Origin of the sequence: Pseudoponticoccus marisrubri (assembly GCF_001482405.1) — a bacterium.
GTDB classification, from domain to species: Bacteria; Pseudomonadota; Alphaproteobacteria; order Rhodobacterales; family Rhodobacteraceae; genus Pseudoponticoccus; species Pseudoponticoccus marisrubri.
In genome coordinates, this window is sequence record NZ_LPXO01000036.1 from 1 (window position 1) to 2817 (window position 2817).

At 60.4% G+C, this 2817-nt stretch carries 3 protein-coding genes; all 3 read right to left on the reverse strand.

Annotation, left to right across the window (positions count from 1 at the left end; translation table 11 throughout):
- On the reverse strand, window positions 1-1153 hold a 1153-nt coding region (locus tag AVJ23_RS21815), incomplete at its 3' end, for a hypothetical protein (protein WP_205626905.1).
- 69 nt (window positions 1154-1222) lie between these two features.
- Entirely contained in the window at window positions 1223-2656 is a 1434-nt protein-coding gene (locus AVJ23_RS21820; protein WP_058864345.1) for an autotransporter outer membrane beta-barrel domain-containing protein, read from the reverse strand.
- 69 nt (window positions 2657-2725) lie between these two features.
- Window positions 2726-2803, reverse strand: a complete 78-nt coding sequence (locus AVJ23_RS23610) for a hypothetical protein (protein WP_367576949.1) — start codon at window positions 2801-2803, stop codon at window positions 2726-2728.
- Between the last annotated feature and the right edge of the window lie 14 nt (window positions 2804-2817).

The following is a 2817-nucleotide window of genomic DNA, read 5'->3' on the forward strand; positions in this document are numbered from 1 at the left end:
TGGTCAGCGCGATGTCGGCCATGTTCATGGTGCCGTCCTGGATCACGCCGATGTCGTTGTCGTCACCCACGATGGGCGCGATAGTGATCGTGTTGTCGGTGCCTTCCTGGTAGCCCGCGGTCTCGTTGCCATTGCCGGTGATGGTGACCATTCCGACCGAGTTGCCGGTGCCGTCCTGGTAGAAGCCGAACAGGTTGTCATTGCCGACCGCCATGTAATCGACATCGTTGTCGCCACCGATCTGGGTAACGGTGCCTTGTACAACGGTTGTGCCCGCGGCGAAGCGGCCGACAGTGAACGGATTGCCATCGTCGCCGTTGTTGAACCCGTCCTGCGAAACCGTTGCAGTGTTGCCACCGACCAGCGAGCCGGTCGAATCCTGGGAAACACGAACAATCGTGTTGCGCTCGCCGATCTGTTCGAGATCCACGGTGTTGCCGTCTCCGATCTGTTCGGACAGCACGATCAGATGGCTGGATCCTTCCTGGCTGAGGTCAGCCGTGTTGCCGGCGCCATTCTGAACGATGCCGTTCGAGGCAAAGTTCAAGTTCGAGTTCCGGAAAATCGTACCGGCATTCCGCGGCAGGTTCCCGCCGATCCGGTGCCGGTCGTATCTGGTCGAACCGTCGTTGGCGTCTTGGTAGACCGTGACCGAGTTGTCCGCGCCCCCGGTGTTCGTCTGTGACACGCTACTGACGATGCTGCCGAAGCCGCTCAAGAGCCCGCTCGGCGTGCCCGGTGCGTAAGCCGCGTTCGTGCTGGTCTGGACGATGGAAAGCGTGTTCGTTCCCGTGGCTGTTTGTGCGTTCTGCTGGATTTCATTGACGAAGTTGTCATCGGTCAACTGTTCGACGCTCGCAACGTTGCCGTCACCAATCTGGTCGACTTCGTTTTGGTTTCCGCCATTTTTGAGGCCGACCGCGTTGCCGTTGCCCGTCTGCAAGATATCCAGATCATTGTTGTCGCCGTCTTGGGTCATCGCATGTACGGTCGAGCCGGCATCGTTTGCGTCGCCGCTTTGCGTGATCAGGGCGGTATTGTTGTCACCGAGCTGGTCCAGGTAGGCGTCGTTGTCATCGGCCCAGGCGGTTGTCATCACGGTGGTGGACAGAAGCGCCGCGATCGCGGAGCGGGTCGTGAATTTGCGTGTCATGTAAGGAACCTTTTCAGATCAAAGGGCAAGCATGCCGGGCCGCCCGAAAGCGGCCCGGCCAAGGCAGGCTTACTGCGAGATGCCCACGTTGTTGCCGGCGCCGATCTGGCTGAAGACGGCGTTGTTCATGTTGCCCATCTGCGCGACGGCGAACTGGTTGTTGTTGCCGTCCACGAAGGCGTCGATGGTGTTGTCGTTGCCGAACTGATCGGACGCGAAGAGGTTGTTGTCGCCTTCGATCACGGCGTCGAACAGGTTGTCCACGCCGTCTTGGATGATCACGCCGCCGGTCAGGCCAATCGATTCCGCGTCGCTGCCCGTCACCCAGGGGCCGGTGCCGTTGAAATCACCGGTGATGTTCAGCACGACGCCGAAGCTGCCCGAGTTGTTGACGCTCTGGCGGATGTCGGCAAAGTTGTCGTTACCATCCACGTCCACATCGGCCGCGTTCGTGCCGAACTGGTCGACGCCGATCGCGTTGCGGCTGCTGCCATTGGTCAGCGCGATGTCGGCCATGTTCATGGTGCCGTCCTGGATCACGCCGATGTCGTTGTCGTCACCCACGATGGGCGCGATCACAATCAGGTTGTCGGTGCCCTCCTGGTAGCCCGCGGTCTCGTTGCCGTCGCCGTCGATGGTGACCATTCCGACCGAGTTGCCGGTGCCGTCCTGGTAGAAGCCGAACAGGTTGGCATTGCCGACCGCCAAGTAATCGACATCGTTGTCGTTGCCGTATTGTTCGACCTTGCTCCAGGCAGCGCCAGTTCCAGCAGCAAACGATCCCGCGGAGAAGTCCGAGGTGCCGTTGTTGTCACCATCCTGAACGACATAGGCCTCGTGGTTCCCGTCGTTTGAATTGAAGCCAGACCCTTGCTGCCGGATCTCGTTGATGAGGTTGCCGGTACCCTCTTGGGTTGCGACCAGGATGCTGTTGTTGTTCTGCTGACGGGTTCTGAGAATGATGTTGTCGGCACCCGTCTGGGTCAGCGTCGCCGTGTGGCCTGTCCCACCCTTGCGGTCTTGGCTCACGAAACCGATAAGGTTGTCATCTCCGACTTCCTGCGTGATCGTCACGGTGTTTGCGGCGGTACCCGGAATACGGGCGATCTGCGAAATCCGTTCGACGGTGTTGTCGTCAGAGGACTGGGTCACGAGCAGTGTGTTCGACGGGCCGTTCTGGCTGCGCTGCAGCACGCTGGCGGAGGTGCCCGGCGCCTGAACCGTACCGACCTTGTTGCCATCGCCGGATTGGAAAATGTCGAGGTCGTTGCCCGCACCCGAGAAGATCTGCTCCTGGCGGACGGCTCCCTTGATATTTCCGCCACCGGTCAGGCCATTGTCGAAGCCGACATCGTTGTTGTCGCCGCTTTGATCAATATAGGCCATGTTGTTGTTGCCTGCCTGCTCGAGGTAGGCGTCGTTGTCATCCGCCCAGGCGGTTGTCATCACGGTGGTGGACAGAAGCGCCGCGATCGCGGAGCGAGAAGTGATTTTGAGTGTCATGTCAGGAACCTTTTCAGATCAAAGGGCAAGCATGCCGGGCCGCCCGAAAGCGGCCCGGCCAAGGCAGGCTTACTGCGAGATGCCCGCGTTGTTGCCGTTGCCGATCTGGCTGAACGTGGCGTTGTTCGAGTCTCCCAGCTGCGCCACGGCGAACTGGTTGC